Raw genomic sequence first — 14,389 nt, 5'->3', positions numbered from 1 at the left:
ACCGTACACATAAATTACCCAATAAAGTCTGGCAACAAATCTGTTCTATATTCTAAGCAGAACTTCATGTATATTAAAAAGTTAAAAACACAGTAAACTTTAATTCTTATTTTTTACTATATCAATTTCTTAACAATTCTTATTTTTTTAGTTAAAAAGCGAATGATTGATAAAAATATCGGTCATTCGCTTGCATATAACAATATTATTTACGTTAGATTCCCTTACTTAAAGCAAATAGGATTGCGGAAGTTTGTCACACTCAGAGGCTGGCATAATAGGAAGAAAAATTTCAATAGAAAAAGTGGTAGAATCTTGTTTTATATTTACTGTTCCGCCATTCTGTTCCACTAATGTTGCAACTGTCATTAATCCAATTTTATGACTTGCGAAATTTAATGGATGCTTTCTTTTAGAATTTTCAATTATAACCCCTATTTTATCATGTTGTTTAGCTTCTGTAATTTTAATTGGGATTTTGGGATCCGCATATTTCTGCAAATTAGAAAAAATATTGTCAAACGCTCTACGAATGTCTCCGATATGTAAACAACAAAAATATCCTGAACAAAAAACAGGAAGATGATTTACTAAAAAGCCATCCGTTTCCAACTCACTACATTCTTCATATAGTACCTGATTCAAAAATTCTCCACCATCAATCAATTCTTTAAGGTAATCCGATTTGTTTTCCGTTCCTGCTACAAAATTTTGAAATAATTCATCCGTTAATAATTTCATTTGCTGAGCTTTCTCTACAGCTTTGGTTAAATAGCGTTCATGTTCAAATTCTGTTAAATTCTTTTTATGAATTAATATTTCCAAGTATCCGGTAAGTTTAGTTAAAGGAGTACGAAGATCGTGAGACAATGATGCAACCATCTGTTCACTTTCACTTCTCATTTTTTCCTCATTTTCCAATAAAGATAACAACGATATTCTCATAGTTTCAATTTCATTTCCCAGTTTTGCAATTTCATCTTTGCCGCTAATTTCAATACAGTTATTCCTGCCAGATTGAGAAGAAAGCAATACTTGTTGATAAAGTTTATTGATGCGATGTATTGTGTAGGCATTAAATGGCATAACAATCCCAAGAAATAGAAAAACACCTACGCATAAACCTATCATATTCCATCCAAAAAAATAAAAATCCCCTGGTAAATAGGATGTTGCATAAATAAAACCATCCGAACAATATATTACCTCATATGTATCTTCATCCTCGAAAGCAGAGGATGCTTTTTTTTCTTCATACGAATATGCCGGTTCTGTAAATAAAATAATATTAGCATTTTGTTTATTCCATACAGTATCAGTCAATGCCTCCTGCATAGAAAGATTACGCTCTGTAACATACTTCTGAAAATCCTGTACAGCGACATAACTTTTTGTCTCCCAATAAGTATCAAATTTGGGATTATAGAAAAACCATTCCGCAGCTACATCTGACACCAAATAATGTCCTAACCAAGCCAAAATAAAGGCGAAGGCAGCAACCGCTAATAATTTTACTCCCAATTTTTGAGAAACTAATTTGAATTTTTCACTCAATTCGATACCCCTTTCCCCATACGGTTACAAGATGAACCGGGTGTTTGGGATCATCTTCGATTTTTTCTCTTAATTTACGGATAAAAACCATAACCGTATTACTATCAGTAGAGAAAAATGGTTCTTCCCAAACACTTTCATAGATATTTTGAGCAGAAAAAATCTGCCCTGGATGAGACAATAATAATCGAAGTATACGATATTCTGTTGATGTTAGTTCTAATTCTTCCTCACACCTCCATGCCATATTGCAACAACAATCTACACGTAAATCATTCCATACAAGATATTCTGTTTTTCGCTCTGAAAGTTGTTTCCCCTGGTAAACAGTATATCTCCGTAACAACCCTTTCACTCGTGCAATTAATTCGGGATAAGAAAATGGTTTTGCTAAATAATCATCTCCTCCTGAAGAATATCCCAAAATAAGGTCTGAGTTTTGGGTCCTTGCTGTTAAAAATAGTATCGGTACATTTGATCGCTCTCGAATCATTTTGCTTGTCTGATAACCAGACATCCCAGACATCATAACATCTAAAATAATCAAATCTATATTTGTAGTCAACATTTTCAGTGCGTTCTCTCCGGATTCCACTTCAATAACATCAAAATCCTCATTGGACAATAAAATGGAAATCACTTCCCGAATTTCCGGATCATCATCTACTACCATAATTTTAGTCTTTTCTTTTATTATACTTTTCATCGTTATCCTCCAATGTTGACATTAAAATCACTGCAATAATGTCAGACACAAATCATCCCTCATCTGTAATCTCAATTTTTTTACATATCTTTTGTAAAAATCCATTGGTAAACAAAATTATATGTAAAAAATAGTACAATAGCAAGATGTTTTAATGAAGAATTGCTACCGTATCATTTTGTATTTCTTTAATATATTATTTTTAGAAATGATAAGATTTTTATGATAAATTTTCTCTATATCTCCAGAGGGTTCAATGTCCAAGCACTATCATTATAGAAATAATTTTAAACAAAAATCAACAATCATTGACATTTAGTTGACCTTTAGTTGCATTTATTTTGATATAATTTATTTATACAATAAATGTATACTAGCAGACTTTTTATTAAATTTGCTGGTAACTCTTATATATCTATATTATAATTATATGAAAAGATACATTTGAAAACAGAAAGGAAAATTTATGTTTAAAATATTAATTGTAGAAGATGATCTTGAACTTCGTCAGCTATTTTATCATGTTCTTACAAAAGAAGGCTATTCCGTAACAGGCGTTTCTAATGGTCAGGAAGCCTTAGATGCTATAGACAATAGTTATTATAATCTGATTATTTCTGATATTATGATGCCGGTTATGGATGGTTTTGAGCTTGTACAAACACTGCGTGATAGTGGCAATCAAATTCCACTTCTTATGATTACCGCAAAAGATGCTTTTGATGATATGCGCCTTGGTTTTCTCTCTGGAATTGATGATTATATGGTAAAACCGGTTAATGTTAAAGAAATGGTGCTTCGCGTTGGAGCCCTTTTAAGAAGAGCACAAATGATAAACGAACGATGCCTAACCATGGGAAATACACAAATGGAATGTGATTCCTTAACTGTAACAGTAAATGGTCAACACTTCGTTCTTCCTCAGAAAGAGTTTATGCTTCTTTATAAAATGGCTACCTATCCGGGGAAAATTTTTACTCGTCAGCAACTGATGGATGAAATATGGGGATATGATGCAGAAACCGATGCGCATACCGTAGATGTTCATATTGGCCGTTTGCGTGAAAAATTTCGTGACAGTAAGGATTTTAAAATCATTACAATGCGCGGTGTCGGTTATAAGGTGGTGAGGTTGTGAAAAAAGGACAGCGTTTTCCGCATTTGAATATGCGACTTCAGTTTATTCTTTTAATTATAGCAAATTTTTTTGTTGTCACAATCCTTTCTGGAACCGTTACACTCTTAAGCAACCGTTTGTTTCATATCACTTTAAATATCTCCTTTATGGTATGGGTACTCCTTTTAAGTACTGTTATCAGCGGTGCCCTGATCAGTTATCTCAGTCGTCGTATTTTTGATCCGATCACAAAGCTAGAAAATGCCATGAAAAAAGTTGCAGATGGTGATTTTAATATTCGTCTTGATACAAACAGTCAAATTGATGAAATTCGTTCCATTTATCATAGCTTCAATCGTATGGCTGAAGAACTTTCTACTACTGAAACATTACAAATGGATTTCGTATCCAATGTCTCTCATGAGATCAAAACACCTGTCAATGCTATTGAAGGCTATGCCACACTTTTGCAGGGGGAATCCATTATTTCTTCTGAAGAATGTGCAAAATATATTGATAAAATTCTGTTTAACACTCAACGTCTTTCTACTTTAGTTGGCAATATCCTTCTACTCTCTAAAGTTGATAATCAAGCAATCCAAAGTCACCAAAGTGAATTTCGCTTGGATGAACAAATACGTCAGGCGATTGTATTGCTAGAACCCTTATGGACTCAAAAAGAAATTGAATTTGATGTCGAACTGGATGAAATGCTTTATTATGGAAGCCAAAATCTGTTATTACATGTTTGGAGTAATCTTCTAAGCAATGCGATTAAATTTAGCCCTCCTGAAGGGCTGATTCGTATTCGTCTACGCCAGAAAGAGTCCACTATTCTCTTTTATATTGAAGATTGTGGCCCTGGTTTTGAAGAATCTATTAAAGCACATCTGTTTGATAAGTTTTATCAAGGAGATACGTCACACAAACAGGAAGGTAATGGACTAGGACTTGCACTTGTAAAAAAAATACTTTCTCTGTGTAATGGCACAATTGAAGCAAAAAATCTTCCAGTCTGTGGCTGCCGCTTTACCGTTACGTTTCCTGAACAACATCCATAATTATCAACTATTGTTGATATTCAGTTGATGTTTGGTTGTAATTCCCTGTTTATACTAAAGTTCGACAAAATGATGTATAAATGGAGGATATTTATGTTACGAATAGTTGTCGATTCAGGAAGCAGTATTAAACAAGAAGAAAAAGAAAATTACGGTATTGATATTCTTCCCATTCGCATTCAAATGGGAAATGATGATTTTCTGGATGGAATCAATCTGAATAATGAAGAATTCTATCATCGGTTAAAAGAAAAAAAAGAATTTCCAAAAACAGCTCTGCCGTCTCTTTCTGATACACAGGCTCTCGTAGAAAGATATACCAGTCAAGGTGACCAGGTATTAATATTAACTATTTCATCCGAAATTTCTGGGACTTGGCAAACTTTTACGAATCTATTTGAAGAAAATCCAGATGTGCTTGTTTTTGACACTCGTCTTGCTGTTGGTGGTATTCGCTTTCTTGTCATGGAGGCAATCCGTTATCGAGATGAACCACTTTCTGTAATCCGTCAGAAACTGGAAGAATTGATTCCTCGCATTGTAATTGCCGCCATTCCAGAAACACTTGATTATCTCTTTGCTGGTGGACGCCTTTCTCGCGCCGGCTGGATGGCTGGTACCTTACTCTCTATCCATCCAATCATTGGTTTTACAAATGGAAAGGTTACTGTATTAAAAAAGAAACGCGGAATTCGTGCGGGAATGCGCGCTATTCTGGATATGCTAAATGAAACGGGATGCGATCCTGATTATGGTATCATTGCTTCCTACACTGATAATGATCAAAACCTTCAGGAATTGATTCGTCAAACCAGTCCTTCTTTACAAAAACAAATCTGTGTACATGATAATCTCTGCCCCTCCATTGCCTGTCATTGGGGGCCGAATGCATTTGGTTACATCTATGTAAAAAAACAAACCGCAAAAAAAGAGGATTAATTTTATGAACCACAAGAAATTAACTCACAAAGAAATTTTTTCAATTCCTAATTTAATGAGTTATTTACGAATTCTGTTGATTCCTGTTTTTTGCTATCTCTATGTTACTGCTGAAACAAGAAAAGACATTTGGATTGTTGCTGCTATCGTATTGTTTTCCAGTCTGACTGATCTTCTGGATGGTTTTGTTGCTCGTCATTTCCATATGATTACAGAACTTGGGAAAGTATTAGATCCCGTTGCCGACAAGTTGACACACGCCGCCTTAGCTTTCTGTTTGGCTTATCGTTATCCATTAATGTGGGCACTTATCATTTTAATGGCTGTAAAAGAGGGATATATGGCTTTCATGGGACTTTACTTTCTGAAAAAAGGTGAAATGTTAGATGGCGCCATGTGGTTTGGAAAAATTTGTACAACCATTTTGTTTATTGGAATGCTGATTTTATTTTTAGGCTTTCATTTGCCTCCTATTTTTACGAATGGACTGATTGTAATAATGATGGTAGTAATGGGAATTACACTTTGTTTGTATATTCCTGTTTTTCGAAAAATGAAACAAAAAGAATAACTCTTTTTTATCTACATGGTCTTATGGGGGGATGGTTATGAAACTTATTTTTCTTGCAATTTATATCTTTTTGATCTTAGCAGTTATTTTTTTAGAACGAAAACGCCCCACAGAAGCCCTTTTGTGGGTGCTTGTCATGGTATGTATCCCTTATGCTGGAGTTTTTCTCTATCTGATTTTCGGGAATACAGTCGGTATTCGTTTGACTTCATTTTTACGAAAAAGACGTTTAAAATTCTGTGCCTCTCCATTAGAAACTAATACAATTCCCATTATTCCCGAGGAATGTCTTTCTGCGGAGGATGCACAGGTAATTTGTTTTAATAATGTTTACAATCACAGTGAGCTTACTTCATATGAAACGGCCTCTTTCTATACCAACGGACGCAGCCATTACGAACAACTTTTTAAAGATATTGCGCAGGCGAAAACATGTATTTTCGTAGAATTTTACACAATCCATCATGATGAAGTTGGAACAGCCTTTGTGAATGCTTTAACCCAAAAAGCAGCGGAAGGTGTGGAAGTATTAGTATTATTTGATTTTATTGCTAATCTTTCCAGTCCCGCTAGTATGTTTCGTCCGTTAAAAGAGGTCGGTGGAAAAGTAATCCGCGTCAAACCCTATCTAACACATTACCGCAGCCATCGTAAAATTGTAACTATTGATCATTATATTTCTTACATTGGCGGTATGAATATCGGAAAACAATATGCTAATCTTGCAAAAGTCAAAAATCCCTGGCGCGATACTCAGATCCGTCTAACCGGTACCTGTACCCACATCCTAGATGAATATTTTCTGACAGACTGGCTCTGTTCCATCCGCCAGAAACATTGTGCCGATACAGTTGCTCACATTATTCCGATGCTTGGAAACCGTGAAAAAATAACAAAAAATTTCTGTCAGTTTATTATTGGTGGCGCGGACACTACAAAAGAATCTGTAAAAATGTGCTATCTCAGCATGATTCGCAGCGCTCGCTCTTCCATCCGTATACAAACTCCTTACTTTATTCCAGATGCCTCCATTTTAGATGCTTTAAAAACAGCAGCGGCAGCTGGTGTTAAAATTGAGCTGATGATTCCAGGAATCAAAGCAAGTTTCTTTTTGGATCCTGTCACTACATTTTATTGTGGCCAACTTATGCAATATGGAGCGTCCGTTTATAAATATCACGGATATATCCATGCAAAAACAATGGTAATTGACGAAGAGCTCTGCTGTATAGGTTCTGTTAATATGGATATGCGCAGTCTCCTGGTTGATGACGAAATCTGTGGCGTTTTTTATACAAATGAACTTGTCAAACAGTATATTCATCTCTTTCAGAAAGATATCAATGACTGTACCAGTTATACCTTGGAACAATTTCAAAACCGGGGGCAAAAAGAAAAGTTAATGGAAAGTGTGTTCCTTTTGCTTGCGCCAATTTTATAGAAAGTATACAAAATAAAGGAGTATCTATGATTGCAAATCCCATGATTACCATAATCATTCCTGTATATAATGCAGAAATGACCATTGTACGTTGCCTAGACAGTGTTTTAAAACAAGAATATACTGATTTTGAAGTTTTGATAATAGATGATGGGAGCACTGATAATTCTGGCTCTATTTGTGACAGCTATGAAAAAAAGGATTCCAGAGTTCGGGTCATTCATCAAGAAAACTCTGGGGTATCTGCTTCCAGAAATTTAGCTCTTAAGCTGGCAAAGGGAACCTATATACAATTTTTGGATAGTGACGACTGGATTACGCCCAATGCCATGCGCTTACTAAGTAGTGCCATTTTGGCTAATAAGTGCGACATGGTCATTTGCGATTTTTATCGTGTTTCTGGAAAACGAGTTTCTCAAAAAGGAAATATTGATGAAGAAGGATTACTGACTACGGAAGAATTTGCCGCTTACATGTTGGAAAATCCTGCAGACTTTTACTATGGAGTGCTTTGGAATAAATTATATCGAAAGGAACTTATCGAAACGTACCAGCTTAAAATGGATCCAACTATCAGCTGGTGTGAAGATTTTATGTTTAATTTGGAATACCTTCGCCATACTAAGACACTCTATGCTTTGCCAATACCGCTCTATTATTATGTCAATACAAAGGGATCTTTGGTTAATCAAGGTATGAGCATTACTCAGACGATCAAAATGAAACTGATGGTTTTTGAGTATTATAACAATTTTTATAAGCATATATTGACAGAAAAAGATTATGAAAAGAATCAGCTTCGAGTCTACCGCTTTCTCATTGATGCTGCCAATGATGGAACGGTTCTTCCCTCCATTTTGTCCGGTACTAAAAAGTTGGGGGAAGAACGAAACTTTGTATCAAAAGAGACCCTTATAGGACAAGGTCCGTTAAAAGACTGCTATCGTAGTAAAAAACTTCTGGACTATTACCTAGAACCTATTGCCCAGAAAAATAATTTAACCACTCAGGAAATTTGGTTACTTTTCTGCTTATTTGATTCTCACCATGGCACTACCCGAAAAGAGTTGGCTGATTTTACTGGGATTTCTCCTTCTACCCTATCCTCTCTCCTGCAACGTTTGACGCACAGAGGACTGATTAAAGTAGAAACAAAACATTCCACCAGAAAATTTGTCGTTGTTTTTCAGGAAACCGCGGACTCAATTTTATTGGATTTTTCAACTATCTCTTCTGCCTATCGGCAAACAGTACTAGAAGGTTTTTCCAGAGAGGAAGCAGACCAATACATCCAGTTAAATCAAAAAGTGCAGAAAAATATCGAAAGATTATTTTAATAAGAATAGTTTACCTTCTCCTCTTTCGTAAATAATAGCCACAAGCAAAGCCCCACATATCCAGCTTTTTGTAAGTCATGGCAAACCTCTTCATTCTGAATTTATAGCAGCAATCAGCTCCAAATGGTAGAAATTAAGTTGTCAAAATCAATTCACCAAAGGGGAGCTGATTGTTATCTACCATAAATATTCTTTAATAAATGGTTTTCATATATAACCAAACTAAAAATTATATTACTTGTGTTTCGTAAATCCTATGGTTAAAAAATTTCTTCCTAGTCCTATTTTTTTATTGAAACTTCTCCATGGCACGCTGTAGCACTTGTTTTACTTCTTTCCCTCTATCTCCTGATAAATCACCGTCTGAGAAAGGAAGAATCAATCCTTTACCGCCATAATATGTAATCCATATGGTATTTGTATTCCCCATAAACATATATTTAAAATTTGTCATATACTTTTTGGCATAAAGTATCCCATTTATAATTAACCAATTTTTACTGTCAAGCATGCAAACTGCTTTTTGCAATATGGAATTTTCAAATTGAACGTATTCAAATTTTTCACCTCTAACTTCATACTCCAAATCTGCTTTGGAATAGAACTTTTTTAAAACAATTGCACAATGATAAGGTGTTTTGACATAATTCCATATTTTATATGCACTTAGTAAAGTAAACCCAATAAAAAATAGTTCTATTCCAATTAACATCTGATATTTTTCATTCCAAAATGCTTCCAATCCTCTTAGGGAAATATATGCACAAAAGAGCCATAAAAATCAATAATAACTTTTTAAGTGGATAGAGCTTAAACCATTCAATTATTTTTAATGGACCGTTTTCTGTTTGATAATCTCCATTTACTGACTTATAAGCAAGGCTTTTTTTGTACGATAGATGGTAGATTAACCAACAAGATGAATGCCAAAAAGATAAGACAAGTAATCATTTTTGCTTCCCTGCACTTTAATTTACATATGAATTTCTTCTCAAAATATTGTTTGAATGTTATCTTTACGAAAAAAATAATCGTATAATTAAAAGGAAAACAAAAAATCTGATAAAATAAGACAACGGCATTTTTATATAATTTTTTTGCAAAAAGCTTTTGTTATTAAATATTTTCGTTATTCCTATATCAACAGTAATTACTAAAGCCATACCTACTATGGCGGCTAGAACCGTATAAATAATATTCATTATGCAACCTCCACAATTTAAATTCTCAGCATTGCCGGAATTGTAAGTAATCTAATGTTCTAATCTTTTTAGTGATAATTGTTATTCAAATATCAAGGATCCATTTGCCTTTTGCTCTATTTCCCATTTATGTAGTCGTTTACTAAATAATCATAACCCATTCCCAAATAGGAAAAACTAAGAAGGAATATACCAGCTGATGCAATGTACTCTTTCTTAGTTCTTTCCTTTTATTGACTATATTATTTTACAGTATCAGAGGTATTTACAGTTACACTTTCCGCATAAGTTTCTTCTGTATCTTCATTTTCCGTATCTTCATATTGTTCTTCTCCATACAAAGAACTTACAATCATAGTATCTACAGCCTGCACCAGTTCTTCTGGCATACCTGCATCCATCAATTTTTTTAGAAATGGACTCCAATCCAAGTTTTCTATAAAAGTTATTCCATCCGTTTCCACATTCAGATTATATATTGGCTCCAACTCTCCCAATTCAGGAATCTCTGCATTTTCACCATATACAGTAGTTAAGGTCAAACTGGCAAGAGATATTTCATTCTGAAGTAGGCTAATCTCTATAATTGCATCCTTGTCTGCTGCACTACTTTTAATATCGAATACCAATTGATATGTACCAAAAGCAGTATAGGTTTCCTGATCGCTCATGGTTGGATCAAGACTTAATGTATAGGAACCAATGAAATCTGTATCACTTTCTATATAATCGGATACTGCAATATCCAATACAGGTGCATCATCAAATATCACCCGGTAATTTCCATCCAAACTTCCATCAGCAGTTATCATTCCATTTCCTGACAGCAAAAATCTCTGCTCACCATCAGAGAACTCCACAGTTAGTGCTGACGTATCGCCTTCTTGTATACTATACCAAGAAAATAATTCTATTGTTGTAATATCGTCTGACATTCCAAACTGTCTTCCAGTTACGTTACCGTTTGCATCTAACCATAACCGTGAGAAAAAATAAACATCCAACCCCGCATCTTCCGCTGCATTCTTTGCAATAGATACCAACCCGTCATCAATCGCAGCCTGGAACTGTACATAAATATCAGGTATTTGACTAAGTTCACCAAACTTTTCAATAACAGCTTTCAGCTGTTCATCTTCTCTTGCCGTATTGAGAACTTTCTCTGCTATATTATAAAAATTTTCCTCATATATGCGTCCCTCATAAAGAGTACAGTTTTCTCTCACACCTTCAATTACTAGTTCTTGTTCTTTAGCTTCTGCTCCATCTTCTATTTCCGCAAGTACAATATCTTTATACCTGTTAAGGAGCTCCGCTGTCGTTGCTGTATCTGGCAAAAACGTTGTTACGTCAGACATGGACGTTAAAAATTGTTGTGCTTCTTGTGGAGACATTTCTTGTGTGGTTCCATCTGGCATAGTCACATTTCCGGTGACCTCCATCGGAACTTTGATACTTCCATCAAAAAGCTCCGGCACCTTCATGTAAATTTCCGCATTAGAAATGTTCACTTGCTCCAAAAATTGTAAGATCTGACTACCATTTAACTGCAAATTCATATCAATTTCTTCGCTTTTTTGGTTCACTGCCGTATTCACCGAAAGTGCAATATTATTTAGCCAGGAAAAATCCATTGAGGTTAAAAAATTCAAAAGATACTTAGTTGTATCTTCCAACTTAAAATTTACAATAAGATTGGTAGCCTGCGAATGATTCTCTACTTCTTCCATTTGTGCGTTCCACCTCTCTGTTATGGAAGCTACAAAAGAATCCAATACCGTTTGTTCTGCATTCTGATAAGAAGACTCTGCCCATGCAGTCGTTGTTCCAGCAGTTACCATAACAGTAGCTGCTAAAAATGCTACTGCCTTTTTTGAAATATTATGGAATATATTTCTTTTCATAGCGTATAACCTCCTGTGATTTGTTTTACACCCAAATTAGTAAAATTATTCTACGATAAATCACTAAGAAACGCAAGCATTAAGTCAATCACAAATCAGCTACAGATCAAGCATTGAAATAGCTAAAAAAAATTGCAAAATTTTCTGCATCATACATAAAAATACCGCTTACCTTTTTTTCAAGTAAAATAAAAAAAGATGCTACAGGCTTATTTAAAAACTTGTAACACCTTTTTTCATTGTTTGCCAATAATTAAATTGAAGAAACTACCATCCTATTATTTTTTTCTAAAGCTATTGCTACATGACAAAGTTCCATAGACGCACATACTTTATCTGCTAAAGTAATAATCCATCCTTCTTTATTTTTCGGCATCGGTCCAAGAGGAAACATATGGGAAAGAATCGCATTTTGTTCCCGGTCACTAATAGCAAATACACGCTCACTATTTTCGGCAGCCGCTTTCGGATGATAGAAAGCCTGCGCTTCACCAGTCGGTGTTTTTTCTTTAAAGTCATAAAGGCAGAAATCATGAAGTAATCCCGCTCTTGCAGCAACATGTTCATCACATCCAAATTTTTTGGCAATTAGCCAAGAGACATAAGAAACATTTATACTGTGCATTAAGCGGTTTGTCCATTGATGGTGACAAAAGTTGCCGAGAGAAAGAAATTCCTCATTTTTTAGAATCGGCAATACTTCTGCCAAATACTCCTTTGAGACTTCATCAGATACCTGAAGATCCATCGGCAATCACTCACTTTCTATAATTATATTCTACCCTCATTATGACTCTTCTGATAGAAAAAGCAAGTATTTATCTAAAAAATTAAGTAAAAATTCAGATTTATGGAACTTTTTATAGCTTTCAAAACGATACTACACTTTTTTAATTTTCCGTTCTTTTTCGCTTAACTTTGCTAAAACCCTTTAAATTTTTTCTTCAATTTATATATAAATTTTATGTGATTTGTTTACGTCAAAATGGTTTCCCGGAAACCAAATACGATTATAGTAATAAAAAAATTCTGAGTATTCTGTATTGTATTCGTACTTTCTATTATTCTTCTGTTACAGTTTCCTCTGGAATCTTATTATTAACAGCAGTTACTGTTACAACCACTTCATCAAGATCCGATAGTAGCTCTATTTTTTCATCGCTTGCAATTGGAAGATCCTTGAGACGAATTGTATCTCCAACTCTCATATCTCCAACGTCCACACTTATTTGATCAATCAAATCCTCTGGAAGCGCTCTATATGAAATTTCTTTCATTAACTCTTCCAATACTCCTGTATTCACTTTTTCATGATTCTGTAATACAATTTCTGCAACGGAATGTACTTTTTGCCCGCTGACAAGTGCTTGAAAATCTATCTCTTCCACACAATGTTTCATTGAATTGTATACTACATCTTTAATCAGTACATGATATGTCTTTTCATCTACAGCAAGTACAATTTGACTTCCCTTATGGTTCGTCTTTAACAAGCGTTCTACTTCTTTTTTGTTTATCTTCACAGGAATTGATGTTTCAATCTCTCTTCCAAATAAATTACCTGTGACAAAGCCTTCTCTTCTCAATTTTTTGGCCTTTACATCCATATTCCGTTTTTCAGCTTTTAAAGTATTCATTTATCTTTTCCTCCAAATTCTGATTTTATATTTCATGTACTATCATTTGCTTAGTGATTATTCGATTGTTTGAGAAGCAAAACTTATAAAAAGAAATCTCAATTTTTACTTATCGAAATCAGGGTTGCAGTGATAACCATTAAAACAAGATATTCACGATTGTCAGCCCTCAATGGCAATGTATTTATTCTGCTCAACAATTTGTTCTGCATTTCTCTTTGGAACAAACAATGTCAAAATACCATGTTTAAATTCACCTTTCACATCATTTTGCTGCACATCATCACCTACATAAAAGCTTCGTGTACAAGAACCTGCATAGCGTTCTCTACGAATATAATGTCCAATCTGTTCATCCTGACTCAATCCTCTAACAGCTTTGATCATTAGATAGCCATTTTCTAATGAAACTTTTACATCTTCTTTTTTTAGTCCAGGCAAATCCACTTCTAATTGATAACCGTTCTCCAACTCTTTAATGTCTGTTTTCATAAAAGACGCTAATCTTCCGCCATATAACATCTTTTCAGAATTTCTCATATCTCTGACATCATACATCGGAAAATCATTAAAAAATTCATCAAACAAATTTTCTCCAAAAATACTCGGCATCAACATAAATCATCACTCCTTTTCTTTTCTATGCTCATTAACCTTGTTTCTTTGGAACTGGAATGTAAAAAGCAAATATAACTTCATATCCCATTTGTTCTATTTGTAATATATCACGCATTGTCAGCAATGTCAACGCTTGAGTGCTAATTTTTTTATAAATAATTTGTGCAGCCTTGATTTTACGGGTTTTGCAGAGAGTTTTCGCTTGCTTTCGCACTTGATTTTTTTGATTTGACTATATTTTTTACGACACGACTTATGTTTATACCACAGCAGGTACAGTTCCTGGCAGGCTCATTTTGGCT

The 14,389-nt window shown here is 34.4% G+C and carries 13 protein-coding genes; 6 read left to right on the top strand and 7 right to left on the bottom strand.

From position 1 onward, the window contains the following. Positions 1 to 228 precede the first annotated feature (228 nt). Together QOX44_RS00145 and QOX44_RS00140 are read right to left on the bottom strand one after the other, a co-directional pair. Positions 229 to 1,554 carry a sensor histidine kinase gene (locus QOX44_RS00145; RefSeq protein WP_283680619.1) on the bottom strand — a complete coding sequence of 442 codons (1,326 nt, stop codon included), beginning with the start codon at positions 1,552 to 1,554 and terminating at the stop codon, positions 229 to 231. Further along, positions 1,547 to 2,260, bottom strand: coding sequence for a response regulator transcription factor (locus QOX44_RS00140; protein ID WP_283680618.1), 714 nt, complete (start codon positions 2,258 to 2,260; stop codon positions 1,547 to 1,549). Before QOX44_RS00140 ends, QOX44_RS00145 begins: the two co-directional genes overlap by 8 nt. A 466-nt stretch (positions 2,261 to 2,726) precedes the next feature. Between QOX44_RS00140 and QOX44_RS00135 the strand changes: the two genes are divergently transcribed. The 6 genes from QOX44_RS00135 to QOX44_RS00110 all read left to right on the top strand — a co-directional run bounded on the left by QOX44_RS00135 (position 2,727) and on the right by QOX44_RS00110 (position 8,726). Continuing rightward, positions 2,727 to 3,398, top strand: coding sequence for a response regulator transcription factor (locus tag QOX44_RS00135; RefSeq protein WP_283680617.1), 672 nt, complete (start codon positions 2,727 to 2,729; stop codon positions 3,396 to 3,398). After that, the gene (locus tag QOX44_RS00130; protein ID WP_283680616.1) at positions 3,395 to 4,438 is read left to right on the top strand and encodes a HAMP domain-containing sensor histidine kinase; all 1,044 of its coding nucleotides are present in this window, start codon (positions 3,395 to 3,397) and stop codon (positions 4,436 to 4,438) included. Before QOX44_RS00135 ends, QOX44_RS00130 begins: the two co-directional genes overlap by 4 nt. Positions 4,439 to 4,531: 93 nt before the next feature. Next, entirely contained in the window at positions 4,532 to 5,377 is an 846-nt protein-coding gene (locus QOX44_RS00125; RefSeq protein WP_283680615.1) for a DegV family protein, read from the top strand. Between the two features lie 4 nt (positions 5,378 to 5,381). Further along, positions 5,382 to 5,948 carry a CDP-alcohol phosphatidyltransferase family protein gene (locus QOX44_RS00120; RefSeq protein ID WP_283680614.1) on the top strand — a complete coding sequence of 189 codons (567 nt, stop codon included), beginning with the start codon at positions 5,382 to 5,384 and terminating at the stop codon, positions 5,946 to 5,948. 37 nt (positions 5,949 to 5,985) lie between these two features. Further along, entirely contained in the window at positions 5,986 to 7,389 is a 1,404-nt protein-coding gene (cls, locus tag QOX44_RS00115) for a cardiolipin synthase (protein WP_283680613.1), read from the top strand. Positions 7,390 to 7,415: 26 nt separating this feature from the next. Beyond that, positions 7,416 to 8,726: a glycosyltransferase gene (locus QOX44_RS00110; protein WP_283680612.1), complete on the top strand. Its 1,311-nt coding sequence runs from the start codon at positions 7,416 to 7,418 to the stop codon at positions 8,724 to 8,726. Positions 8,727 to 9,015: 289 nt separating this feature from the next. Here QOX44_RS00110 and QOX44_RS00105 read toward each other — a convergent pair whose 3' ends face one another. The 5 genes from QOX44_RS00105 to QOX44_RS00085 form a co-directional block, all read right to left on the bottom strand. Beyond that, positions 9,016 to 9,468 carry a hypothetical protein gene (locus QOX44_RS00105; RefSeq protein WP_283680611.1) on the bottom strand — a complete coding sequence of 151 codons (453 nt, stop codon included), beginning with the start codon at positions 9,466 to 9,468 and terminating at the stop codon, positions 9,016 to 9,018. 702 nt (positions 9,469 to 10,170) lie between these two features. After that, positions 10,171 to 11,832 carry a hypothetical protein gene (locus QOX44_RS00100; protein WP_283680610.1) on the bottom strand — a complete coding sequence of 554 codons (1,662 nt, stop codon included), beginning with the start codon at positions 11,830 to 11,832 and terminating at the stop codon, positions 10,171 to 10,173. A gap of 253 nt (positions 11,833 to 12,085) precedes the next feature. Further along, the gene (locus QOX44_RS00095; RefSeq protein ID WP_283680609.1) at positions 12,086 to 12,580 is read right to left on the bottom strand and encodes an HD domain-containing protein; all 495 of its coding nucleotides are present in this window, start codon (positions 12,578 to 12,580) and stop codon (positions 12,086 to 12,088) included. A gap of 313 nt (positions 12,581 to 12,893) precedes the next feature. Beyond that, positions 12,894 to 13,469, bottom strand: a complete 576-nt coding sequence (locus QOX44_RS00090; RefSeq protein WP_283680608.1) for a 50S ribosomal protein L25 — start codon at positions 13,467 to 13,469, stop codon at positions 12,894 to 12,896. A 162-nt stretch (positions 13,470 to 13,631) separates the two neighbouring features. Beyond that, positions 13,632 to 14,087, bottom strand: a complete 456-nt coding sequence (locus QOX44_RS00085; RefSeq protein ID WP_283680607.1) for an Hsp20/alpha crystallin family protein — start codon at positions 14,085 to 14,087, stop codon at positions 13,632 to 13,634. Between the last annotated feature and the right edge of the window lie 302 nt (positions 14,088 to 14,389).

It is taken from the genome of Parablautia sp. Marseille-Q6255, from assembly GCF_951230155.1.
GTDB lineage: Bacteria > Bacillota > Clostridia > Lachnospirales > Lachnospiraceae > Choladousia.
This window is presented reverse-complemented; position numbering and strand designations above follow the sequence as displayed.

Coding starts and splice junctions, on each gene's coding strand:
- QOX44_RS00120 (WP_283680614.1), top strand. CDS start 5,382: ATGAACCACAAGAAATTAACTCACAAAGAAATTTTTTCAATTCCTAAT.
- QOX44_RS00085 (WP_283680607.1), bottom strand. CDS start 14,087: ATGTTGATGCCGAGTATTTTTGGAGAAAATTTGTTTGATGAATTTTTT.
- cls (WP_283680613.1), top strand. CDS start 5,986: ATGAAACTTATTTTTCTTGCAATTTATATCTTTTTGATCTTAGCAGTT.
- QOX44_RS00125 (WP_283680615.1), top strand. CDS start 4,532: ATGTTACGAATAGTTGTCGATTCAGGAAGCAGTATTAAACAAGAAGAA.
- QOX44_RS00090 (WP_283680608.1), bottom strand. CDS start 13,469: ATGAATACTTTAAAAGCTGAAAAACGGAATATGGATGTAAAGGCCAAA.
- QOX44_RS00100 (WP_283680610.1), bottom strand. CDS start 11,832: ATGAAAAGAAATATATTCCATAATATTTCAAAAAAGGCAGTAGCATTT.
- QOX44_RS00135 (WP_283680617.1), top strand. CDS start 2,727: ATGTTTAAAATATTAATTGTAGAAGATGATCTTGAACTTCGTCAGCTA.
- QOX44_RS00110 (WP_283680612.1), top strand. CDS start 7,416: ATGATTGCAAATCCCATGATTACCATAATCATTCCTGTATATAATGCA.
- QOX44_RS00095 (WP_283680609.1), bottom strand. CDS start 12,580: ATGGATCTTCAGGTATCTGATGAAGTCTCAAAGGAGTATTTGGCAGAA.
- QOX44_RS00140 (WP_283680618.1), bottom strand. CDS start 2,260: ATGAAAAGTATAATAAAAGAAAAGACTAAAATTATGGTAGTAGATGAT.